Origin of the sequence: Paenibacillus cellulositrophicus (genome assembly GCF_009363095.1) — a bacterium.
Taxonomy (GTDB): Bacteria; Bacillota; Bacilli; order Paenibacillales; family Paenibacillaceae; genus Paenibacillus_AQ; species Paenibacillus_AQ favisporus.
Window position 1 is genome coordinate 5,742,649 of the sequence record NZ_CP045295.1, and the last position, 22,793, is coordinate 5,765,441.

Below are 22,793 nucleotides of genomic sequence, written 5' to 3' on the forward strand. Positions count from 1 at the left end.
CTGGATGCGCCTATCGAACTATAATCAGGTTGTAAGCGAATACAGCAGGGATACATAAGGGGGCACTACCAATGATGAAGCGTATGCTAATGACATCTCTTAGCATGGTCCTGGCACTTGGCTTGGCAGCCTGCGGCAACGGTAACAGTGGCGGCGGCAATGCAGTGGAAGGCACGGGAGACGGGGCGAAAGCTGGTTCAGGGGAAAAAACTAAAATCAGCTACTGGACAGGCGACCGCCATGATGCGGATTTCGTGAAGGAGAAGGTAGCCGAGTTCAACTCAACCAATACTGACGGGATTGAAGTGGATCTGGTCGTTAAGGGCGATGACTTCGATACCGCGCTCGATCTGTCCTTCCAGACCTCCGATGCACCGGATGTGATCCGGGTGAAGGAGAATACCGTCCAGACCTTCTACAAAAAAGGCTTTCTCGCTCCGATTGACGAGTTCCTGAGCGATGAGCTGAAGGCGAAATTCCCGGCCATGCCGGATCTGAACGAATTCGATGGCAAGCGTTACAGTCTGCCGAACTATGGAACGACCATGCGTCTGGTGTACAACAAAGATCTGTTCGCCAAAGCAGGCGTTGAGCATCCGCCGGCTACCTTACAGGAGCTGGTGGATACAGCCAAGAAACTGACAGAAGCCGGCAAAGCGGACGGCGCTTACGGCTTCGCCCTTAACTTCAAGAACCCCGGCAGTGCGTTCGCACGTTCGGCACGGGTGGTTGCGGAGATGAGCGGCTATGGCGGCTTCGGGTATGATTTCAAGACAGCCCGCTACGACTTCAGCGGCTTCGAGCCGATCATCAATGCCTTTAAGCAGATCAGGGACGACGGCAGCATGCTGCCGGGTGTAGAGTCGCTGGATATTGATCCGCTGCGGGCGCAGTTTGCGGAAGGCAAGATCGGAATGTATATGTCCTACTCCTCAGAGCCTGGCGTCTACAAGAATCAGTTTCCCGCCAAGATTGACTGGGCGGCCGCTCCGGTTCCTACCATCGACGGCACCGTGAAGGGGGCTTCCGGCTTCCTCGGGGGCCAATGGCTGGCGCTGAGCTCGAAATCAGAGCATAAAGAAGCAGCCTGGAAGTTCATGGAGTTCATGTACGGCGATCAGGTGCTGACGGATTATCAGGAAAAAGGCTTCGGCATCTCCATGGTTCCGTCCATCAGCGCAGCAGCCAAGACACCGGATGTGAACGGCATCGAAGGCTTCCTGCCGAACAAGTACGATGGAGTGTGGCCGGTCTATCCGTCTGTAGCACCGCAAGGAATGAAATCGGATGACGCCTTCTTCAAATATATGCTGAACGGCGGCGACCTGAAGGCGGTTATCGCTGATCTGAACAAACGCTATAATGCTGCACTGGACAGTGTGATTGCGAATGACGGCGTGAAGGCCGAGCCGGATGCCGGCTTTGATCCCGCCGCTCTGGGCGGCAAGTTCGCCAAGTAGACAGAAGGTTAGGGATAGGGATATAGGCCGAGATAGCGGGGGATGAGGGAGCAACTCCCTCATCCCTCTGCTCTGGTCGTAAAGGAAAGGAGCCGGAAGAAACCAGATGAACAAAACGAAACATGCCTTATTTTCATACAGCTTTATCTTTCCAAGCGCCTTGCTCACGTTGGTTCTCGGGATTTACCCGATTGCCTGGGCGTTCCGCTATATGTTCTATGATTACAAAGGGTTCGGAACGGCGCGGTTTATCGGTCTGGCCAATTTCAGCCGCATTCTGAAGGACACCCAGTTCTGGGATTCGGTGGTGAATACATTTGTCTATGCTGGCGGCAAGCTGCTGATCACCATTCCGCTGGCCCTGCTGCTGGCAGTCATATTGAACCGGGGGCTGCGGGGCAGACAACTGCTGCGGGGGATTTTCTTCATGCCGACCGTCATCAGTACCGCCGTAATGGCCGTAGTCTTCTTCACGATTTTCAACTCGTATAACGGGATTCTCAACCAGTTTCTGATCCGCCTGGGCCTCTCCGATTCCGGTGTGGACTGGCTGGGGCCGAAATATGCCATGCTCACCGTCATTCTGGTTGCGGCCTGGGGGGCGGTCGGCAATTATATGCTGCTCTTCCTTGCCGGTCTGCAGAATATTCCCGAGGATGTGTATGAGGCCTCTTCCCTGGATGGGGCAGGGAAAATTCAGCAGTTCCGCTATGTCACCCTGCCGATGCTCGGGCCTGTCATGCAGATGGTTATTATGCTGGCGATCATTACAGCCCTGAAGGGCTACGAGAGCATCATGGTACTGACTGAAGGCGGTCCTGTAGGCAAGACGGAGGTCATGTTCCTGTATTTGTACAAATTATTTTTCCCTGTCGGCGGGGGCAGCGCGGCGGTTCAGGTCCAGGAGTTCGGATACGGCAGTGCGGTCGCCTTTGTGTCTGCGGTCATTGTAGGGATGATATCACTCATTTATTTCTACGCATCCAGACGCATGAATCAGACCGATTGAGGAGAGAGGCTATTATGAGACTAAGAACCATACTGGGCAAAATCATCCTGTGGATTTTTTTGCTGGCTGTTGCTTTTATCACCCTGATTCCGGTCGTTATCACCATCCTGGGCTCCTTCAAGACCAATGCTGAGCTTACTGCGGGTGCGACCTTCCTGCCGAAGATCTGGCACTTCTCGAACTATGCCGAAGCCTGGGCGCAGGCCAATTTCTCCAGGTATACCCTGAACAGCCTGATTGTCTCCCTGGCGACAGTTGTCGGCACGCTGCTGGTATCATCCATGGCGGCTTATGTGGTGGACCGGATGGATTTTGCCGGCAAAAAATTGTATATCGGACTGCAATCCTTCACCATGTTCGTGGCTGTAGGGGCGGTCGTGCTGCGTCCGCAGTTCGATCTGATGGTTAAGCTTCATCTGCACAACAGCCTGTGGGGCGTTATATTGATTCTGATCTCCGCCCATGCTTCGATCTTCTTCATTCTGTCCAGCTTCATGAAGGGGATTCCCCGCGAGCTGGACGAGGCGGCGCTAATAGACGGCTGCTCCCCGGGCCGGACCTTCTGGCGGATCATTCTGCCGCTGCTCGGACCCGGACTTGGCGTAGGTGCCTTATTCACCTTCCGCGGCGCGTGGAATGAATATCTGCTTCCGCTCGTGTTCACGATGACGAAGCCGGAGCTGCAGACGCTGACCGTCGGGCTGGCGAACCTGAAATACGGGATTTCGGCCGCTTCCCAAACCCACTACATGATGGCGGGCGCCTGCTTGTCCATTCTGCCGATTCTCGTCGCCTATCTGTTTGCCAACAAATCCTTCATGCAGATGACGGCCGGTTCCCTCAAAGGGTAGCGGTCCGGCCCTGCGCAACCCATATTCCATATTTAACATTCAAGGAGGTACACCCCATGACTCAACACGCTCCGGCAATTCTGCAATCTGCCCCGTTCATCCGGCGGTATCCGGGCAATCCGGTGCTGGATGCAACGAAGGTTCCTTACCCCACCGCACTGGTATTCAATGCCGGTGTAACGAAATTTAACGGCAAGTATGTGATGATCTTCCGTAATGATTACGGCTCACTGGTCGATCAGACGCTTGAGCCGCACCACACCACGGATCTCGGCATTGCTTACAGTGACGACGGGCTGAGCTGGACCGCCGGCCCGAAGCCAGTGTTCAAAATGCATGACGAGGAAATTATCCGCGCCTACGACCCGCGCCTGACCGTGATCGGCGGCCGTTGTTATATGTGTTTTGCCGTGGATACGCACCATGGCATCCGCGGCGGAATTGCCGTTACCGATGATCTGGAACACTTCGAGGTGCTCAGCCTGTCTACACCGGACCTGCGCAATATGGTACTGTTCCCCGAGTTGATCGGCGGCAAGTATGTCCGGCTGGAGCGTCCCTTCACGGTATACAGCCGCGGCGGCCGGGACCGCTTCGATGCCTGGATCTCCGAGTCGCCGGACCTGAAGCATTGGGGCAACTCCAGCCTACTGCTCGCCGTTGAGCAGGTGCCGTTTGCCAATGACAAGGTCGGCCCGGCCGCACCTCCGGTCCGGACGGATAAGGGCTGGCTGACCACCTTCCATGCGGTGGATGTGGACCCGGCCAGAGGCAAGCACGGTTGGGAGGACACCTGGAAGAAGCGTTATACCGCCGGAATTATGCTGCTGGATCTGGAGGACCCCCGCAAGGTGATTGGCATGAGCAGGCAGCCGCTGCTGGCACCGGAGACAGACTATGAGATTGGCGGGGGCTTCCGCAATCATGTAATTTTTCCGGGAGGGATGATTCTGGAGGATGACGGCGAGGTCAAAATCTATTACGGCTCTGCGGATACGGTGGAATGTCTGGCAACGGCCCATGTGGACGATCTGCTCCGGCTCTGTCTGGAGCCGGAGCATAGATAAGATTGGAAGCAGGCTGAGGGCGGAAATGCGGAGTAACAGTGGGGCCATGTGCCATGATTGGAGCGGCTTGCGCGGAGATTGTGCATGAAGTGCAACAATGCTAGATCAATAGCAGCGACCGTGGGGAGATTGTGCATAAAATGCAACAATACAGCTCAGTAGTAGCGACCAACGCAGAAATCCTGCACAAGGTGCAACAAAACCGGGGCTGTACTTTAAAAGGAAACTTTGATGATGCATAAAAGGTTAGTATTACTCTGCCACTTCCGAAGCTGAACAGGAATATGTCGACTTTATGAAAAGAGTAATAGAGCATCACTGGTGAAATCATTATTCACTGATGACAGAGTATTTTCTAAAAAATATGAAAGAGGTGTTTATTTATGTTAAAACGGTTAAAGTTTTTAAGTTTAATGGTTTGTATGCTCGCCAGTCTTGTAGCTGTCGTTCCTTCGACAGCAAGTGCGGCGGGTACAATTGTAAGCTATCCATTACCGTCGATCTATACCACGACCAGTCAATACACGGTAACAGCAGACTCTACCAATATACCGGTAATCGACACTTCGGAGGTATTTGTAAACTATAATTATTGTAATTTCTCTTTTTCAGGTACTACTACAATCACAATAACAGCAAGCGAGCCAATCAATACCTATAATATTTCTCCCAAAGCTCTGGGAATCACTGCAACAAAGAGTGGAAAGACACTTACATTTACACTTTCAGCACCAACATATCTTATCGTTAAAATCAATAACCTGAAAGATCTGGTTATTGCGGCAGATGCTCTTGAAACCAATGTTCCGGCTTCATCCGGTACAGGGATATACAATGTTAAAACTCAATACGGTGCCGACAGTACCGGTGCCACTTTGGCTACAACTGCAATACAAAACGCCATCAATGCGGCTAACGCAGCAGGTGGCGGTATAGTATACGTTCCAGCCGGAGTGTACAAGAGCGGAAACCTTGTTTTAAAAAGCAATGTTTCGGTTTATCTGGAGGGTGGTTCTGTTATAAGGGGTTCAGGAAATCCAAGCGATTACACCACCCATTTCCATAAGAATTCTCTGAATAAGGATGGAACATGGTTTATTTATACCGAAACCAATGCAAACAATATTAAGATATACGGCAGAGGGACTATTGACGGCAATGGTCATTACATGAGAAATACAAACAATTATTTGAACAATATTCTTGTACCCTTGCAGTGCAGCAACTTCACAGTTGACGGCATAACCATAAGAGACAGCGGTGGCTGGGCTACAATCGTTACAAGATCTAATAACGTAACCTTCCAGAATACCAAGCACTTCAACAACAATGAACTTGATTATGAAAATGATGCAATAGACATTCAAGAGAGCCAGAATGTACTCATAAAGCACACGGTAGCAGTATCGGAGGATGACACATACTCATTTAAGACATGGGATGTAGCAACTACGGATATAGCTGCAAACTGGCCGGGAAGTCCTGAAAACCAGTCAAATGTAGTTGTGGATGATGCTTTGGCTTGGAGCAGATGTGGAGCATTCAAGGTTGGAGATGGAGTGAAACAGCTTCAGGATGGCATAGTTGTTAAAAACTCTTATGTATACAGATGCTGGCGCGCTTTAGCGGTAGGTCATCTTTATGGGACTCCAGCAGCACAAAACATCATATTTGACAATATAGATGTAGAAGGCTTCTGGCCAAGATCCGGTGTTCACTCCAGGTGGTTTGATCTTTCTGCAAAAACCGGTCCGATAAAAAATGTGGTCTATAATAATATCAATTTACGCGCTTTAGGTGAAGTTTCAATCATGAAGGGTTGGAGTGACACATCTACCGTCTCCGGAGTTACAATAAATAATGTTCGCGTCGGTGGAGTGGCGGTAAATAATTTGACAGATTTAAAAATAACAGATACGAACAGCTATGCTGCATCTCCCAAATTCAACACATTGAAATTTGAAGCGGAAGGTTATAACCTTAGTTCAGGTGTTATATCCTATGAGGCGAGCACTGATGGTGGGCTGGATGTTGGTGGAGGGAGTAATGGCGACTATATAGCATTTAAAAATGTAGACTTTGGTAGTACAGCTAAAACAAGTATTGATTTGAAGGTTGCATCCGCTAATTCCGGCGGAAGGATAGAATTCCACTTGGACAGTCCTACAGGCACTATGCTGGGTTATTGGACGGCAGAAAGCACAGGCGGATGGCAGACATGGTCAGTCAAGAATATCCCGCTTAATGCCGGGACAGCTGCAGGAACCCATACGGTATATGTTACTTTTGTTAAGTCAGATTCAACCACAGTTGCAAATTTAACTTGGTTCCAGTTCAAATAGAATGGAAACGGTTTGATTTAATTGCAATAAGATGCATAAAGGGGTATATCAAATGATATGCCTCTTCATTCAGCTAAAGTTTTTTTCTACGACTGACCAACTAACACAAAAAAACAGCAAGTCTCCTAAGTGAAATAGGGACTTGCTGTTTGAGGTTTCAATTAATTCTTAAAGCTATGAATTGGAGCTGAGATTCGTCCGCCACGATTAACGAAGTTCGCGCAGTTGAAGCCGTTTACTGCTATAACTGGTGCATATCCGAGCAGGCCGCCAAATTCGACCAAAGGTCATAGCTTCCAGCTTCTCTAGTGTAAGGGTACCCCGCTGAACTGCTTGAATCATGCCGTGATCTTCATTGACCGGAATAAAGGCTCTACTATTAAGCCCACCTACATAGGAGGAGGCCATTACGCCACTTTTTTTAACATTGTCATTTAGGGCGTGTCTGAAAACTATCATTGAGTCAATTTAAAAATGGAAGCTGTGTACCACAAACCTGGTGGATATCTTCGTTGGGTACAAGATGGTACTTTTATTGAAATTGACAGTGGAGCCTTGTCCAAGGAGATGATGGTCTAGCTGGCAAAGTCGATGAAGTGAGTAGTGATTAAACTAAAGCGACACGATAGTTCAATAAATAAATTAAAAACACGGCAGCCGTCATGGATCGGCAGCCGTGTTACGCTAACGGGCAGATTAATTCAATAATGTTCTACCATTTGCACAGTTATTTGTGTATAATTGGAAAAATTATACTGTGGGGGAATGTAAGTGGCAGAAATACAGGCAATTGTATTAGACTTGGACGGAACATTACTTGATAGTGATAAATCAATATCTCCTCGAAATTATAGTGCTGTTAAAAGGTGTTTTGATTCAGGAATTCATATTATTGTTGCCACGGCACGACCGCCTAGAGCGGCTGAACAATTTGTAAAGGCTATTCCTTTTGTAGACTACATGGTTTTCTACAATGGTGCCCTAGTAAAATGCAAATCCAAGCAGACTCAGCAGCACATTAGTATCCCTATAGAGGTTAGCCAACAGATTAACGAATTCATTAGGTTTGCGGAATTTTGGAATCGGAAGGAAACAAGAACATGAGCCGATTACCGATTAGATAAGTATCTAATCAACAAATAGAGTTATTTCATTAAGCTGACAGACAGGTTAATATTAGTTGATAATTTCTTTTCCCATCTGAAGACCGAAAAAATCTATCTATCCCATCTAAAATCGATTTCGGAGTTGGAACAGGCTGTTCAAGAGTACGTTTCGTTTTATAACCATGAACGTTTTCAGAAGAAACTAAACGACTGTTCCCCAGTGGAGTACCGAGAAACGGTCGCAGCATAATGGTGTCTTTTTATTCTTGTCTACTTGACAGGGTTATGACCAGGATTCTTTATATTTCTTTTGTATATTCAGTATTTTCAAATGCCATCGTAAGACGCGGCAAAGGTATGCCTGCTTTTTTTGCTTCTCTCACAACTTCAAGTACCGCAAAACCTGCTTTACTATTGTTGTATTCCACAAAAAGCCGCGGTAAGCTGCCTTTTGCAAAAATAACCTTGGTAAAAAGTATGCCGAGAAGGGCCGGTGGAATTTTAGTCAGCAGGAGAGAAGTGGCATCAAGCTTTGCACCTCTTGCTTTAAGTACAGGGACCATTTCCCTCATATGCTTACCAACATTTGCGAATGAGTCACTATGGTTCATGACTGCTGGGAAACTTCCCCGTTTTAACACCTCGGCTTCCATCGCTGCATTCATCGCAAAGTGATTCCATAGCCAGTTTTGCATATCCTTTATCCAACTAATTTTAAAATGGGCACTTTCAAATAGTTCTCTGACCTTGTTGTTAATATGCTCGGTGCCTGACCGTGGTTTTTCTAGAAATACCATTTTCAAAAAGCCGCCCCTAAGCTTATTGTCCGCTATGCCGCCTCCTGCTCCAGGGAAGCCAAAGACAACATTGTTCATAGACAATGGTGCGATCGATGATTTCAAATCTTGCCAAATGTTATTGAATAGGAGGATAGGGGTATTTCCTGCGGCAGTTGTTAGGAATTGTGCTGCTCCCGGAAGTTGTTCCGTGTTGACGCTCACAATAATGAGATCATAATTGGGAAGGATCTCCTCATGCAGTTTGACGTTCCAGCTTTCTTTTATGAGCTTTTTCCCTTTTCGTGCGTCCCACATTTCAAGCTCAATACTGCTTCCTAAGGTTTCTTTCCTCCCCTTTCTAACGTAAAACTCAACTGTATGACCTGCCTGTTCGAAAGCCCACGCATATTGGGTCGATATTACACCTCTACCGAAGAATAAAATTTTCATGTTAGACTCCCCCAAAGAGTTGATAATCCGTTATTGATGATCCAACAACGTGTTGTATAATAATATTGTATGGATTCACCATACAGTCATCAACCATCAGATTTTCAATATCTGTCGGATCATCTATTGAACCGGAAATGGAGGCAAATCATGAACAAGCAACCTGAGATTACAGACAAAACCAGGCAGACCTTTATAAATGTGTTCTGTGATTTATATAGCCAAAAGCCAATTGAAAAAATATCTATTCAAGAGATTGCCAATAAGTCAGGATATAACCGCAGTACATTTTATCAATACTTTACAGATATTTATGAGTTGCTGAACTACGTTGAAGAGAAGGTTTTGAAATCCATTAACGAGGAAATGGCAAGCAGGGAGCTTTCTACGCATACATTCCAAGATGCGCTTCAATGCTTGGAAAGTACAGAAGATATTTCTGTCCTAAAAGCCCTCCTCGGCGACTATGGTTCTGTTCATTTTGTTGAACGCCTGAAAAGAGAAATTCCCTTTGAGAGATTGATTGTGAATCTTCCAACAAATGATATTTTAGCGCCATATCTGATTGAGTTTTACATATCAACATTAATATCTTTGTTTCGCCTTTGGATACGCAACGACAAAGATTTATCGTCGGAAGAATTGGTCAAGCTGATCGATAGCCTATTTGCAAATGGGATAAAACCGTATTATATCTTTGGCACAGTCAATGAAGGGTAAGAGATATCGAGGTTACCGATGAGCATTACGAGCCCAGGATGGAAGCCCAAGCAATTAAAGAGGCAGAAAAACTTGAGGGGCAAGACCTTGTCGAGGTGACGCTACGAATTTCGGCCAAAGGCGCTTACCGGGTCTATGATGAATTTCCTGATTCGATGATTACGGCTAACAGCGATGGTCAAAATATTACTCATCAGTCCGAAATCCGCCTGCTGAACGTTTCTTAAAAAACTTGACGACCGTTACCTGTTCCAAAAACGGTCGCAGCATAATGGTTTGACGCGGTTATGGCCACACTGAAGGTGTTTTTCTGTTGCGTAGTTTATTTACTGAATACTTTAGAGTGCTGTTCCTCTTCTGGGTATAGAGAGTTTGGTCATATCCACACCTTCATGCTGAAGAAGTTTATACTTTCTATCCAGACCACCGGCATAACCGGTTAGACTCCCAGAAGCACTCACCACTCTATGGCACGGTATAATGATGGATATAGGGTTGTGACCTACAGCTCCACCTATTGCTTGGCTTGACATACTTGCTTTATTTATTTTTGAAGCTAGAATTTTTGCAATCTGCCCATAACTAATATATTCACCGTAAGGAATATCACAAAGAATATTCCAAACCAATTTTCTGAAATCCCCACCGTTTGGAGCAAGTGGGAGGTCAGAGACCGCTGGTTTCTTTCCATCGAAATATTTTTCTAACCAAATTATTGTTTTGTTGAAGATGGATAAGTTCATATTTTCAGTCATTTCAGCATGTATAGTGCCTCCAAAGTACTTTTGTCCTTCGAACCATAAACCCGAGAGCATGTGACCATCACTTGCAATAGTAATCAAACCTAAAGGTGATGAATATGTTGTCGAAAAATACATAATTCCTCCTAATGATTGACACTGTTTTGAAATTCATAATTTCACTGGACGTTTCCAAGAAGCAAATAGATTCCATCAATTTTTCATTTTAGTGACTAAGTATAGAAAATAAAAGTGGAAAAGTTGTTAATCGAAAAAATAATAGGCGACAAGTTAGTTCTAAATTTGTGGAAAAATGATTGGACAGAGCCATAACCAGGTGGCTATGGAATAGATAGTCCGGAATACTGGGCTCACTTGCATGTGAAGTAGCCAAGTTTGGGGGGCGGTTAAAGAGAAGGCCCTCCATCAAGCAATGCCTTAATGTTGACAATAAATAAATGATCATTTATTATTGATCGGTTTCTCTGATACGTCGATATCAAAAATTGCCAAAAGAGCGAGTGTATCGGCAGCGACGATTTATATTTACCATGAGAACAATGAGGATCTGCTCTACAAGACCTACTTAAAGATTAAAGGCAAGATGAGCGAGAAAATGTTTCAAGGAGTGGATCATACCCGAACAGTTTACGAACGATTTGAGGCTATCATCCGCAACTATGTTGATTTTATTCAATCCTTCAAAGACTATTTTTTGTTTCTGGAGCAAATAATGAATTCCCCTTTGCCTCAGAAATGGTGCTAGAGGATACGGCAAGTCAGTTTCAACCGATCTTCGAGCTTTTTGAGGCCGGCATCCGACAGGAGATCTTGAAGAAGGAGGATATTAACATGCTAGTTGTTTACTCCATCTTGCCAATAGCCGAATTGTTGAAAGCACATTTGAAGAACGGGACCATATTGAATAGTAAACAATTAGATTCTGCCATCAAGATGAGTTGGGACGCTATTAAGGCATAGTATAGTATTTTAAGCGATGCGTAGCATCGCTGTTCTTTCCACCAATAATAAATGAATATTCACTTATTATTGTGAAATATAGCTAAAAGAGAGGCAAAAAACAATGAAGTTTACCATCTTTGGAGCTAGCGGGGGTACGGGCTTACAGCTAATTAACCAAGCGATCAACAAGGGACATACCGTAAATGCCTTTGTGCGTACCGCAGATCGAATCCCTTTTACCCGGGAGGGGTTAACAGTTGTAGAAGGCAGTGTTTTTAGTGAAGGGGATGTAGGATCGGCTGTTAAGGGGCAAGACGCAGTGTTTGTAGCTTTAGGAGCCACAGCAGGAAGTCCTTCAGATCTATGCTTACGTGGGACTCGTTCAATTGTGAACGCGATGAGACGGTATAAAGTAAAGAGACTGGTCGTTCTTACGGGCTTTGGCACCAGCAGAGAAAGCAGGAATCAGCTCGGAATTGGGATGAGAATGATTGTAAAACTGGTTTCTTTAATAACGTTCCGAGAGTTTTACGATAAGGAGAGGCAGGATGGCATTGTGCGGAACAGTGGATTGGACTGGACTATCGTTCAGCCTTCAAGGCTCACCAATGAGTCGGGCAAAGGGCGATATAAGCACGGTACTTTTACCCCTTCCATGCTAGCTAAAATTTCTCGTGACGACGTGGCCAGATTTATGATCGATTCAGTTGAACGTGCTCGTTATATCAAACAATCCTCATTTATTCACGACTGACTGAAACAGTTTTGCATGTAGTAATGACCAATTACATATTTAATATATAACCTTTGGAGGAATAATTCATGAGACCAAATTGGACGCATGACGATCTCCCAAATTTAAGAGGAAAAACCGCTATCGTGACGGGGGGCAATGGCGGGGTAGGCTATTATACGGCATTAGAGCTAGCGAAGCACGGTGCCAAAGTGATCATTGGAAGCCGTGATCATAGGCGCGGCGAAGAGGCAATGATAAAGATGAAACAAACGGCACCATATATTGATGTAACAGTGGAGACATTAAACTTGGCTGATCTGAAGTCAGTTCGAAGCTTTGCCGACACGATCCACGGGAAAGTGAAAGGAATAGACGTCCTTATAAACAACGCTGGGGTAATGGCAGTTCCCACTCGTGAACTGACGGCCGATGGTTTTGAAATGCACTTCGGAACCAATCATCTAGGACATTTTGCGTTGACAGGTCTGTTATTGCCGTTAATTGAAAAGAACCCCGGTCGAATTGTTACAGTTAGCGCACAGTCAGCTCAAATGGGTGATATAGATTTTTCTGATGTAAAGATGGATAATAAATACAGACCCATGGCAGGATACAATCGCTCGAAACTTTCAAACCTACTGTTTGCCCGAGAATTAAATCGACGTGCGAAGAAGAAAGGTATCACTTCTATAGCAGTACATCCTGGTACAAGTCCTACAGGAATCGGGAGAAACGCACCGAAGGGAACCAAAGCATTTGGACTGCTATTAATGACAATATTCGGAACTTCTCCTGATCAATCATCTTGGCCATCACTTATTGCTGCGACGGATTCGACAATCACCGGAGATATTTACGTAGGGCTAGGAATGAATCCTCTAAAGGCTAAGAAACCGAAGATTGCAGATTTCCCCAAAAAGGCATTGGATGTGCAGCTTGCGGAAAAACTTTGGTTACTATCCGAGAAGTTAACCGGAGTATATTATGACTTGTAAAAAACGATCAAAGATGGTTGCTTTTTTCGCCTATAGACCGTTAAGATGAACCGTATCACATATGCCAGGTCATTACGCAAACGGGAGACGTTAATTCAAAATAGCATGGAGCAGTTCGCCGGTTGGCAGCTGCTCCTTTTTCGTTAAGCTAACGGGCAGGATAACGAAAATAACATCCCCGGGCAAGACGTAAGGGAGAGGTATCCCTTACATCTGTGTATTTTAGGAGGTAAGCATGATGGTCCAGAGAGAATGCGCTCGATCAGGATTCAGAAAACAACATTTCACTTAAAAATCGGAGAATATGGTGGTAATTATCTAAAGACTTGATTTGTAGCAGTATCTTAGTACAATGGTTTTATGACTACTCAAAAAATGATAAATGATGAGCTCAGAGTCAAAATATTTAAGGCGTTAGCTGATGAAACAAGATTGGACATTATTCGAAATCTATACATCAGCAAGAATGAAATGAATTGTGGAGAAGTCGGCCACATTCGCGATACTACGAAATCAAATACTTCGTATCACTTGCGTACTTTAAAGGAGGCGAAATTGATCAAGGTACGAAAAGAAGCTCAAGCGAAGTATATGAGCATCGATTTGGAGACATTTCAAACGTACTTACCCGGATTTCTGGATACGTTGTAGAAAGAAATTCTCTTTTTTTCTTCATTAGTTCAATGATCATTGAACAACAGAACTAACTATAGAGGGTGAATAGAATGATCAAATTAACTACTTTATTTTTCCTCATCATGTTTGTTATCGGTACAGATACGTTTTTGATTTCTCCGCTCATCCCCACGCTTCAGAACTTGTTTCATATCCCAACGGAATATTCCGGTTGGATGGTTGGGGCCTATGCTTTAGGTTATGCCATTTTCGCATTAATCGCTGGACCGCTTTCCGATGGATGGGATCGCAAAAAAGTAATGCTTTTTGGCATGGTCTGCTTCTCGGTTTCAACCATATTATGCGGCTTTGCCACAAGTTTTTGGTCGATGTTCGTATTCCGATTTTTAGCTGGAGTCAGCGCAGCATTTACGGCGCCTCAAGTCTGGGCATCGATCCCTGCTCTGTTTCCAACACCAAAAATAGCCAAAGTATCAGGAATCGTCATGGCAGGCTTAGCTGCTTCCCAAGCGTTCGGCATCCCTATTGGAAGTCTGCTTGCCTCAACCCAATGGTATTATCCTTTCTTTACAATCGGTGCATGTGCACTATTGGTGGCGGTATTCATCTTCTACGCTTTGCCCGAAATGAAACCAAATCATGGCCAACAAACCAAGACTCCGATCTTCAGTAGATACATCCCCTTATTGAACAGCCGAATGGCGAGAAGGGCTTTCCTCGCTCACTTCTTATTTCAGTGTGGATTCTTTGCTGCCTTTTCTTTCATTGGAAAATGGGTGACAGATCGCTTTCATCTTTCAATTGATCAAGCGGGGTACGTGATGTTTTTTCTTGGTCTCGGGAATATAGTCGGAAGCTTCGGCGGTGCCTATGTGATCAAAACGTTTAACCGTTTCAATACGCTAGTTGTGGGCTTTCTTGTCTCTATTGCATGTTTTATTATTTTGCCTCACTTGTCATCGGTGGCGGCTTTCGAAAGTGTTTACTTTTTCATATTCGTTAACATGGGGATCGCTTTTCCCCTCATATTGGGAATGTTGAATTCATTAAATCCAACCATCCGCGGCACGACTTCCAGCTTGGCCAATTCAATCATGTATGCTGCGACAACGCTCGGGTCTTGGATCGCTGGCATCATTTACGCGGCTTTTAACGGTTTTTCCGCCGTTGGCATGTTTGCGGCTATATGCTTTGCCGGTTCCTTGTTATCTTTCATATTCAGCGGTATTTTGACCAGCCAAGCGAAAACAAAGAAGGAGATTGCATCATAAATGCAAGAAACTCATATGGATATTCTAAATTTTCCGAAATTTAACATCCTGAGTATTTGTGAGAATGAGTTTGAATTTCTAATTCAAATGGTGACGAACTCTCCACCTTTGGCTTGCCCTCATTGTGGATGTATAGCCAACCTCTACAAACACGATAGCAGGGAACAGATTTATATGGACTTGCCTCTTCACGGCAAGCGTGTAAGCCTTCTCATAAAGCGTCAGAGATATTGTTGTAGAGACTGCAATCGAACCTTTTGGGAACACTTAGACCACACCATAGACAAAAAGCGAAACTGCACCAAACGATTATTGTCTTATATAGAGACGCAAAGCATTGAACGTACGTTTGTTAGCATATCCGAGGATGTTGGATTGCATGAAAAAACAATACGCAATATCTTTCGAGATTACATCAACCGTCTTAGAGAAACGCATCGATATGAAACTCCCAATTGGCTTGGGATTGATGAAATTCACATCATTAAACCAAGATGCGTTTTAACCAACATTGAGGAATGTACTTTGTTGGATGTTTTGCCAAATCGTAATAAGGAAACCGTTGCAGATTACCTCTTACGCCTTCCAAATAGAGGACAAATCCGATACGCCACTATGGATATGTGGCAACCGTATAAGGACGCCGTAAGGGCTGTATTGCCAAAAGCTCTTATCATCGTAGATAAATTTCACGTTGTCCGTATGGCAAACCAAGCGTTAGAAACCATTCGTAAGCAGATCCTTGAAGGATTATCGCCAAAAGAACGCCGCGGGCTGATGCCAGGCCGTTTTATCCTCTTAAAACGGGATATAGAGCTTACAGAGAAGGATCGGATTACGCTAGACCTTTGGAGAAAGAATCATCCATCTCTCGTCACTGCTTATGACATAAAGGAATCTTATTTGGATATTTGGGAATGTGATAACAGACAAACGGCATTTCTTAAATACAACGAATGGAAAGCTAACGTACCAACGGAACTGCAATCCGCTTTTGAACCACTGACAAAGGCTATGAAGAACTGGGAAGAAGAAATATTCGCTTATTTCGACCATCGCATTCCAGATGCTTATACGGAATCTCTAATTAGCCTTATTCGAGTCATTAATCGTTTAAGAAGGGGATACTCTTTTGAGGCCCTAAGAGCCAAGATACTCTTTACAGAGGGACTTAGAAAGCAATGCAAACCAAAGTACCAGAGGCGGTTTGATAGCTACCATCTACGAGAGGAAAACTTCCCGATGTTTAATAAGCCAGCTATTGAAGTTGTTCGTGAGCCAGAAGAAGTAATCTTCTTTGGAATTGATTTTCCCACCTTAATCGATAAATTGGAGAAGGACGAATGATAAGGTCTCGAACCATTAACCGAACATTACAATCTTATATCGAAAGTCAGAAGGGCTCTAGAGAGGAACGGTTATAAAGAGTTTTATATTAATGCAAAAACAGATACCTATTTGTTGAAAATAGATCCTTACAACGAAACGATGGTCCGGGCGCAAGCCTATGTGGAAAGCGACGCAAGCGGAATTTTTGTTTTTGGATTGAAGGGCGATAAGGAAATCAAGGCGACTGCAAAGCAAATTGCCGCACCTCTAAACCTTATGTCTGTGCCAGGGTTTTCAAGTTGTAAAAAGCTCCAAGAACTTGGAGTCAAGCGGCTAAGTCTCGGCGGCGCCTTATATCGTTTTCCTGTACGGGGAGAAATCGAGTGGGGGGAAGTGTTGCCGGCGAAGTCGACCGTCTGCGGTGGATGTGGAACAATAAAGGAATTGGTATAATGCATGATGCGACTTGCACTTCCGGTTTGAACGGTTTGCCCAAATCACTCCATTGAGCTGTGACCGTCAATCATAGGTGTTATCAATGATAATAATTGAATTATTGAAATTGATCAATCGTTTGGATATTTCTATACTAGAAATCAAACATTCAAGAGGAGGAAACATAGCATGCTTGAAACAGTGCTCACGATCACTTCGATGAAGACGCCCGATGAGGCTCGGGCCTTCAAAACGCTTAACGAGGAATGGATCACCCTCCTCTTTGCCATCGAAGAGGAAGACCAGGTTATCCTTAATGACCCAGTGGAGAACATCGTGAACAAAGGGGGAGACGTGCTTATCGCACGCGATGGCGATTCGATCATCGGATGCGTTGCACTCGTTCCGAATGGGGCCGGTGTGTTCGAACTCTCGAAGATGAGCGTTACACCTGAGTCGCGGGGGCGCGGATACGGACGGAGAATCATCCATGCCGCCATTAACCGCGCACGCGGGCTTGGCGCAACATCGCTCTTTTTGGGCAGTAGCACCAAGTTGCCGAACGCTGTTCATCTTTACGAATCGGTTGGGTTCAAGCACGTTCCTGTTAAACAGATTGGGCCTATGCCTTATGTAAGAGCAGATGTGTTTATGGAGTTGAAACTAAAATGAATACGAAGACAAAAATATCGACAAATCCGTAAATGCTAGCGCGAAATCTGAGGTTGCTAGAGCTACTTGGAACTGCAAGCAATTCTTGTCGGATCAGTTCGACAGGGTCGAATTGCCTGATACCGGACGGAAGCAGTTGGAGGATTAGCTTTACTACAAAGATGCAGGAGGGAATATAGGTATGAACAAAATTCAGGAGTTTAAAGTATTACATCAATCAAACGAGCTTTTATTGTTAGGAAATGCTTGGGACTTGTTTTCTGCGTTGTCTCTGGAGAAAGCCGGATTCAAAGCTATCGGTACAACCAGCTGGGGAATAGCGAAAAGCTTGGGTCATCCGGATGGTGAAAGAATTGAATTTGACACAATACTAAATCGCATAAAAACAATATTGGATCATGTGAACATTCCTGTTTCTGCCGACATAGAGTCGGGTTATGGAAAAGATGAGAGAACGATCGTCGAGAATGTATTGAAACTTGCCGATATAGGCGTTGCGGGGATCAATATAGAGGATTCTCTCAAGAATCAAGCAGGACTCAAACCATTGAACGATCAATGCAGGCTTTTATCGAAAATCAGAGGGGCACTAGAGAAGAGTGGCTATAAAGAGTTTTATATTAATGCAAGAACAGATACCTATTTGCTGAATATAGATCCGTGCAACGAAACGACAGTCCGGGCGCAAGCCTATGTGGAAAGCGGCGCAAGCGGAATATTTGTTCCTGGATTGAAGGACGATAACGAAATCAAAGCGGCTGCAGAGCAAATTGCCGCGCCTCTAAACCTTATGTCTGTGCCAGGGCTTACAAGTTGTAAAAAACTCCAGGAACTTGGAGTCAAGCGGCTAAGTCTCGGCGGCGCCTTATATCGGAAGCTTCAAGCATTACTGGATACGTGCGCGGCTCAAATTTATGAATCTCAGGATACGTCTTTGCTATTCGATTGAATGAAGAAAGGATACGTAAAATGAATGAGCTTCTAATTCGCTATCGAAAAACGATAACAGATGGAATACAGGCATCACCTGCGGAACAATTGCTGGGGATAAAACCTGTAGCCATTGACCCTGGTCAAGTCCTGTTTGAGATGGAGGCGACCAAGAGTCACTCCAATCCCCAAGGAACACTAAATGGAGGTATAACAAGTACGCTTGCAGACATTGCGATGGGTGTTGCTTTCGGGACGACCCTTCAACCAGGGGAAAGCTTTACGACAATTGAATTAAAAATAAACTTTTTGAAACCAGTTTGGAGCGGTAAGATCCGGGCGGAAGCGAAGGTGATGAAGAAGGGAAAAACCGTTGGATTCATTGATTGCAGAGTATTTGACGAAAATCAAAGTCTTGTGGCCTTTGCAACAAGTACTTGTATGATCCTTCGTGGAGATAAAGCAAAGGGAAGATAGAGGGTGCCCTGTTTATTTCGGTTGCTCGGAAATGTGGCAGTAAATACGATAGGTCATGGAACAACTTCTCCTGCAGAATCTGAAAACTCTCTCCTATTATTCTCCATTGTTCTAACGGAGACTGTTAGCTCATTGAAGACATTTAAAGGCATACGCCCCATAGCCGGCTTTTAATAGTCAAAAAGAGATGTCATTACACTAGATCCATGGTGAGATGATTTCTCTTTTTTGTTTGTCTAAGGTATATTCAGATTTTTGTACGAAAGCAAACATTGAATGAATAAGGTTGTCCTCTAAACTCTGCCCCCGGCAGAGTTTTTGAGAGTGCTCCGGGCAGCCTTCACAAGTTCTTCATATGTTTTGGGTAGAATGTTTGGGAGCTGAGGATTCAATCCAAATAAAAATATGCAAAGGTGTGTGACAAACTGTGAAAAAAGTATTCATTTTTATTAGCCTTGCAGCAATCCTGGTGCTAAGTGCGTGTGGAAACAAGGATAATGCAAACAATAATACGAACATGGACATGGGCAGCGACCATTCAAATATGGGGGATATGGGAAGCATGAATCATTCTGGTTCCGGTGAGGTTCCTGCAGGGTTAAAAGAAGCTCAAAATCCCGCATATAAAGTTGGAGATGAGGTTGTGATCCATGCCAAGCATATGGAAGGCATGGATAGTGCCAAAGCCAAAGTGGTTGGTGCCTACGACACAGTGGCTTATGCTGTAACGTATACTCCAACTACTGGAGGTGAACCCGTTCCGAATCACAAGTGGATTATCCAGCAGGAAATAAAGGATGCGGGTAGTGAGCCCTTGCAACCAGGAACTAAGGTGACCATAGAGGCTGATCACATGGAAGGTATGGAAGGCGCAGAGGGCACCATTGACTCTGCTGAAAAAACAACGGTGTATATGGTTGACTACACGCCAACTACAGGAGGAAACCCCGTTAAGAATCATCAATGGGTAGTCGAAAGTGAGCTTTCTAAATAGAGTATTTTTTAGCAAGTGAATGATGTTGAGTGACACATGACGGTGAATTCCTTTCTCCTTATGCACGTTATATGACTGATACTGTAAATATTGGACACGGGCAGCGTTATGACGTGTTATCGACAAGCTCAATGAAGATCATGGTTCGACTGTGTACTGACGGATAAATAGCTTTAACCGATCTGGCAATGCCAGAACGGTATTTTTTGTTCGGCGTCTATATGATGATTTGCCTTGGTTTTTTTGTTGCTCGGATCAATTCTTTACAAAATTGTTGTTTTTTCTTGCGTAACATGTTCCGTTACCAAGACATGTACCTCGATTTCGGGAATAGAAATCGACAAACTTTACTCAGCTTCGTTGAAACTTCCATTAAATCCAACAAATATCAGTGAAAAAGTTACGGTTAATTGGAATCTATCAATTAGGCATTGACAAAAAATCTGATTATATACTACATTATGTAGGGTTACATTTTTTTAATCATTATTGCCGAATTTCTTGATACGAAAACGGGGGAACCATTTTTGGGTGAAATATTCTCATTGAAGAATAGAGGGAACCTTCTACCGAACCCTTAGCTAACTCCGTAGGCATCGGAAGGAGAACTACATAGTGAAGAAAGTAATTTTGTCAATGTTAGGTGCGGCCATTGTTTTTTCAGCAAGTGCAACCAGTTCCTTTGCCAGCTCCGTTAAACTCGAAAGTGAGGTGGATAAGGTGGTAGGCACTCCTTATCAGTGGGGCGGCACATCAGTGGCTGGTTTTGACTGTTCCGGTTTTATTTTATACATATTTGATAAGTTCAATTTAGATTTACCCCGCACATCTAAGACACAGGCTCAAGCCGGAACACCAGTCGATCGTGAAGACCTTAGAGCAGGAGACCTGGTATTTTTTAATACGGACGGTACGGGAGTATCCCATGCGGGTATTTATATCGGCAATAATGAGTTTGCACACTCTTCAAGCAGTAAAGGCGTTACCATTAGCAAATTATCGGATTCTTATTATAAAAATCGGTATGTTACTGCACGCCGCGTCGTGAGTCAACAAAGTTACCTGAAAATGATCAGTGAACCTTGATCCAATCGGGACAAGCCACCTAAATCAAAAAGTTAAGCACCGGCTGATGTCAGCCGGTGCGTTTTGTTGTTTATTCAGGGACGTTGTTCACATTGGGATCAGGCGTATAATTATTTTGATAATCATCATACATCACATCAGTTACCATTCCAGCGGAGGCGTGGTGTAAATCGTGGCAATGGAACATCCATTCACCGGGGTTGTCAGCTTCAAAGGCAACTTCATACGTTTCGCCAGGTTTGACGTTCAGCGTGTCTTTCATGATCGGAGATCCTTGAACTGGCTTGCCATTCTTGCTCAAGACTTGGAAGAAATGGCCGTGCAGGTGCATCGGGTGATCGTCCATTTTGGATTGATTTTCAAAGGTCACCTTTACCTTATCTCCTCTTTTTACTTTGATTGTATCTGTGTCCGGATAAACCTTTCCATTGATCGTGTAAACCATTTCTCCATTTCTCATTTCGGTATTTAGATTCATCGTCACGTCTTCATCAAAGCTTTGATCCAAAGAAAATGCGGACGCAGACATGCTTCCGTACGCCTCCAGATTAAAATCGGGAAGTTCTTTGGAGGCATCGGAAGGGTCGGGCTCCGCATTGGAACCTTCGTATCGAATCATGGCTCTCATATTTTGTGCTCGACTATCCTTCGCGTGTTCTTCAAGTAACCAGGTTCCGGGATGATCTGCGGTAAATTCAATGTCATACCGTTCACCGGGAGCAATCGAGACGAATTGATCCTTGATCACTGCCGGGTCATTCACGGGCTGCCCGTCGGATGCAACAACCTTAAAAGAATGACCGTGTAAATGCATCCGGTGCGTGATGTAGCCGGCGTTAATCAACCGAAGTTTTACTTTTTCACCCTCTTTAACGGTAAGCTTATCGATCGCATCACCTGTTTTTCCGTTGATCGTATAAAGGTCATACATACTCATATCATGTCCTGCCATATTCATCCCACCGTTATCCATGTCCATATCCCCAGAACTCATCCATTCATCGAGCACAAGGGTGTAATCGCGGTCAGCTGTATCTTGGGGATCTTCGACAACAAGAGAACCATACAAGCCTTTGTCCACTTGATTCACACTGTCTTGATGTGAATGGTACCAATAAGTACCCGGTACGGTGGCTTTAAATTCATAGGTAAAGGTTTTTCCGGGTTCGACAGCATCTTGTGTGACTCCTGGAATTCCGTCCATGTTGTTGGGAACCGGATAGCCGTGCCAATGGATGGAGACAGGCTGCTTGAGGTTATTTTTCAAGTTTATTTTGACCGTTTCCCCAACCTTTACCCGGATTTGTGGACCTGGAACCGAGTTATTAAATGTCCATACGGGAATGGTTTTTCCCTTTTTTACTTCAAGATTACTTTCCTGTGCGGTTATGGTGAATTCTTTACCATTCACAACGGGTGTTGCTGTTGTCAGTTTAGCGGATGTAGTGGATTCACTGGAGTTGGAGGTGGAGTTTGAACCCATACTCATTTTTGAATGATCCATTCCGTTCATATTGCTTACTTTCGAGCAGCCAGCCGCAAAAACGGCCATCGAGCTGGCGATGATTATTGTTCTTAATATCGCTGCTTTCATTTGAAGAGCCCCTTTCTAAATTCCTTTGATGTAAGCCTCATTCATCATAAAATAAACATGTATAGAAATGATGAAGATGGCTGGGGTAGTATAACTTTAGACTTGAATATTATACTATAGGGGGGTATGCTAATAACAAATCGAAAGGAGG

23 protein-coding genes, 3 pseudogenes and 1 riboswitch are annotated in these 22,793 nt (G+C 44.7%); of the genes and pseudogenes, 22 read left to right on the forward strand and 4 right to left on the reverse strand.

Annotated elements, in window-relative coordinates:
• Nucleotides 1-71 precede the first annotated feature (71 nt).
• The 5 genes from GCU45_RS26200 (at nt 72) to GCU45_RS26220 (ending at nt 6,729) form a co-directional block, all read left to right on the forward strand.
• Nucleotides 72-1,460: an ABC transporter substrate-binding protein gene (locus GCU45_RS26200; RefSeq protein ID WP_152401666.1), complete on the forward strand. Its 1,389-nt coding sequence runs from the start codon at nt 72-74 to the stop codon at nt 1,458-1,460.
• Nucleotides 1,461-1,566: 106 nt separating this feature from the next.
• Nucleotides 1,567-2,469, forward strand: coding sequence for a carbohydrate ABC transporter permease (locus GCU45_RS26205; RefSeq protein WP_068783497.1), 903 nt, complete (start codon nt 1,567-1,569; stop codon nt 2,467-2,469).
• A gap of 14 nt (nt 2,470-2,483) precedes the next feature.
• Complete coding sequence (locus GCU45_RS26210; RefSeq protein WP_152401668.1) at nt 2,484-3,320, forward strand: carbohydrate ABC transporter permease; 837 nt, start codon at nt 2,484-2,486, stop codon at nt 3,318-3,320.
• 56 nt (nt 3,321-3,376) lie between these two features.
• On the forward strand, nt 3,377-4,387 hold the full coding sequence (locus tag GCU45_RS26215) for a glycoside hydrolase family 130 protein (RefSeq protein ID WP_144023517.1): 1,011 nt from the start codon (nt 3,377-3,379) through the stop codon (nt 4,385-4,387).
• A 383-nt stretch (nt 4,388-4,770) separates the two neighbouring features.
• Nucleotides 4,771-6,729 carry a carbohydrate-binding protein gene (locus GCU45_RS26220; protein WP_152401670.1) on the forward strand — a complete coding sequence of 653 codons (1,959 nt, stop codon included), beginning with the start codon at nt 4,771-4,773 and terminating at the stop codon, nt 6,727-6,729.
• A gap of 161 nt (nt 6,730-6,890) precedes the next feature.
• Here the strand turns inward: GCU45_RS26220 and GCU45_RS26225 are convergent.
• Nucleotides 6,891-7,167, reverse strand: a pseudogene (locus GCU45_RS26225) (DUF711 family protein); the annotation flags it as partial.
• A gap of 333 nt (nt 7,168-7,500) precedes the next feature.
• Between GCU45_RS26225 and GCU45_RS26230 the strand changes: the two are divergent.
• Both GCU45_RS26230 and GCU45_RS34600 read left to right on the forward strand, forming a co-directional pair.
• A complete protein-coding gene (locus tag GCU45_RS26230; RefSeq protein WP_152401672.1) occupies nt 7,501-7,833 on the forward strand; it encodes an HAD family hydrolase in 333 nt (110 codons plus the stop codon).
• A 75-nt stretch (nt 7,834-7,908) separates the two neighbouring features.
• Nucleotides 7,909-8,085 (forward strand): annotated as a pseudogene (locus GCU45_RS34600) (IS3 family transposase); the annotation flags it as partial.
• A gap of 49 nt (nt 8,086-8,134) precedes the next feature.
• Here the strand turns inward: GCU45_RS34600 and GCU45_RS26240 are convergent.
• Nucleotides 8,135-9,064 carry a ketopantoate reductase family protein gene (locus GCU45_RS26240; RefSeq protein WP_152401674.1) on the reverse strand — a complete coding sequence of 310 codons (930 nt, stop codon included), beginning with the start codon at nt 9,062-9,064 and terminating at the stop codon, nt 8,135-8,137.
• 150 nt (nt 9,065-9,214) lie between these two features.
• Between GCU45_RS26240 and GCU45_RS26245 the strand changes: the two genes are divergently transcribed.
• Both GCU45_RS26245 and GCU45_RS26250 read left to right on the forward strand, forming a co-directional pair.
• A complete protein-coding gene (locus GCU45_RS26245; RefSeq protein ID WP_152401676.1) occupies nt 9,215-9,784 on the forward strand; it encodes a TetR/AcrR family transcriptional regulator in 570 nt (189 codons plus the stop codon).
• Nucleotides 9,785-9,822: 38 nt separating this feature from the next.
• Nucleotides 9,823-10,011, forward strand: a complete 189-nt coding sequence (locus tag GCU45_RS26250) for a hypothetical protein (protein WP_152401678.1) — start codon at nt 9,823-9,825, stop codon at nt 10,009-10,011.
• 111 nt (nt 10,012-10,122) lie between these two features.
• On the opposite strand, the gene GCU45_RS26255 is transcribed toward GCU45_RS26250, so the two are convergent.
• A complete protein-coding gene (locus tag GCU45_RS26255; RefSeq protein ID WP_152401680.1) occupies nt 10,123-10,662 on the reverse strand; it encodes a methylated-DNA--[protein]-cysteine S-methyltransferase in 540 nt (179 codons plus the stop codon).
• Nucleotides 10,663-10,996: 334 nt separating this feature from the next.
• On the opposite strand from GCU45_RS26255, the gene GCU45_RS34605 reads away from it, so the two are divergent.
• The 13 genes and pseudogenes from GCU45_RS34605 to GCU45_RS26315 all read left to right on the forward strand — a co-directional run bounded on the left by GCU45_RS34605 (nt 10,997) and on the right by GCU45_RS26315 (nt 21,048).
• Nucleotides 10,997-11,290 (forward strand): TetR/AcrR family transcriptional regulator, encoded by a 294-nt coding sequence (locus GCU45_RS34605; protein WP_208837073.1) that lies wholly within the window; start codon nt 10,997-10,999, stop codon nt 11,288-11,290.
• A complete protein-coding gene (locus GCU45_RS34610; protein WP_425281231.1) occupies nt 11,281-11,505 on the forward strand; it encodes a hypothetical protein in 225 nt (74 codons plus the stop codon). The genes GCU45_RS34605 and GCU45_RS34610 overlap by 10 nt, the downstream gene beginning before the upstream one ends.
• A gap of 103 nt (nt 11,506-11,608) precedes the next feature.
• Nucleotides 11,609-12,241, forward strand: coding sequence for an NAD(P)-dependent oxidoreductase (locus tag GCU45_RS26265; RefSeq protein WP_152401682.1), 633 nt, complete (start codon nt 11,609-11,611; stop codon nt 12,239-12,241).
• A 68-nt stretch (nt 12,242-12,309) separates the two neighbouring features.
• Nucleotides 12,310-13,218 carry an oxidoreductase gene (locus tag GCU45_RS26270; RefSeq protein ID WP_152401684.1) on the forward strand — a complete coding sequence of 303 codons (909 nt, stop codon included), beginning with the start codon at nt 12,310-12,312 and terminating at the stop codon, nt 13,216-13,218.
• Nucleotides 13,219-13,593: 375 nt separating this feature from the next.
• Complete coding sequence (locus GCU45_RS26275) at nt 13,594-13,869, forward strand: ArsR/SmtB family transcription factor (RefSeq protein ID WP_425281307.1); 276 nt, start codon at nt 13,594-13,596, stop codon at nt 13,867-13,869.
• Between the two features lie 74 nt (nt 13,870-13,943).
• Complete coding sequence (locus GCU45_RS26280; RefSeq protein WP_152401686.1) at nt 13,944-15,125, forward strand: MFS transporter; 1,182 nt, start codon at nt 13,944-13,946, stop codon at nt 15,123-15,125.
• Nucleotides 15,126-15,140: 15 nt separating this feature from the next.
• Nucleotides 15,141-16,472 (forward strand): ISL3 family transposase, encoded by a 1,332-nt coding sequence (locus GCU45_RS26285; RefSeq protein WP_152403342.1) that lies wholly within the window; start codon nt 15,141-15,143, stop codon nt 16,470-16,472.
• Nucleotides 16,473-16,496: 24 nt separating this feature from the next.
• Nucleotides 16,497-16,907 (forward strand): annotated as a pseudogene (locus GCU45_RS26290) (isocitrate lyase/phosphoenolpyruvate mutase family protein); the annotation flags it as partial.
• A 171-nt stretch (nt 16,908-17,078) separates the two neighbouring features.
• On the forward strand, nt 17,079-17,561 hold the full coding sequence (locus GCU45_RS26295) for a GNAT family N-acetyltransferase (RefSeq protein ID WP_152401687.1): 483 nt from the start codon (nt 17,079-17,081) through the stop codon (nt 17,559-17,561).
• A gap of 181 nt (nt 17,562-17,742) precedes the next feature.
• The gene (locus tag GCU45_RS26300) at nt 17,743-18,510 is read left to right on the forward strand and encodes an isocitrate lyase/PEP mutase family protein (protein ID WP_152401689.1); all 768 of its coding nucleotides are present in this window, start codon (nt 17,743-17,745) and stop codon (nt 18,508-18,510) included.
• Nucleotides 18,511-18,530: 20 nt separating this feature from the next.
• Nucleotides 18,531-18,968, forward strand: coding sequence for a PaaI family thioesterase (locus GCU45_RS26305; protein ID WP_152401691.1), 438 nt, complete (start codon nt 18,531-18,533; stop codon nt 18,966-18,968).
• A gap of 427 nt (nt 18,969-19,395) precedes the next feature.
• Nucleotides 19,396-19,962 (forward strand): YdhK family protein, encoded by a 567-nt coding sequence (locus GCU45_RS26310; RefSeq protein ID WP_244364276.1) that lies wholly within the window; start codon nt 19,396-19,398, stop codon nt 19,960-19,962.
• A gap of 480 nt (nt 19,963-20,442) precedes the next feature.
• Nucleotides 20,443-20,573: riboswitch (cyclic di-AMP (ydaO/yuaA leader) on the forward strand.
• 4 nt (nt 20,574-20,577) lie between these two features.
• On the forward strand, nt 20,578-21,048 hold the full coding sequence (locus GCU45_RS26315; protein WP_152401693.1) for a C40 family peptidase: 471 nt from the start codon (nt 20,578-20,580) through the stop codon (nt 21,046-21,048).
• Between the two features lie 70 nt (nt 21,049-21,118).
• On the opposite strand, the gene GCU45_RS26320 is transcribed toward GCU45_RS26315, so the two are convergent.
• Nucleotides 21,119-22,642: a multicopper oxidase family protein gene (locus GCU45_RS26320; protein ID WP_152401694.1), complete on the reverse strand. Its 1,524-nt coding sequence runs from the start codon at nt 22,640-22,642 to the stop codon at nt 21,119-21,121.
• Nucleotides 22,643-22,793 lie beyond the last annotated feature (151 nt).